The sequence below is a fragment of the Pseudomonas avellanae BPIC 631 genome (assembly GCF_000444135.1).
Taxonomy (GTDB): Bacteria; Pseudomonadota; Gammaproteobacteria; order Pseudomonadales; family Pseudomonadaceae; genus Aquipseudomonas; species Aquipseudomonas avellanae.
Map to the genome: position 1 here is coordinate 1 of NZ_ATDK01000133.1, position 416 is coordinate 416.

Annotated in this window: 1 pseudogene; it reads left to right on the forward strand. The window is 50.7% G+C overall.

Annotated elements, in window-relative coordinates:
- Positions 1 to 96: 96 nt before the first annotated feature.
- Positions 97 to 312 (forward strand): annotated as a pseudogene (locus tag DW49_RS1000000134175) (HNH endonuclease); the annotation flags it as partial.
- Positions 313 to 416 lie beyond the last annotated feature (104 nt).

Genomic DNA, 416 nt, shown 5'->3' on the forward strand with positions numbered 1-416 from the left:
GTTAACAGTGCAAAACGTCTGATTATCTGATCGGGCGAGGTTTTTTAACCTCAGGCCATGAAGGCATCAAAAATCGATGCTTACTTCAGACCCTCCCTAGAGGGAGCACTGCGAGAGGTAAAGGTCAACGTATACGAGCGCGATGATAAGGCCCGGAAGGCATGCATTCGGCATCACAAGGCCGTATGCGCAGCTTGTAAACTTGACTTCGGCTCTGTCTACGGCGAGATCGCCAAAGGCCTTATCCATGTTCATCACATCGTTCCTCTGAGCACGATCGGCGCGGAATACAAGCTTGATCCAATAACCGAGGCGGCGGCAAAAACTGAGCGCAACACCTGACCAATCCGGTACGGTGAACCTATGTCATATCATGAACTCAGCATTGAAGAACGCATCACGATCCAGTTTGGCCA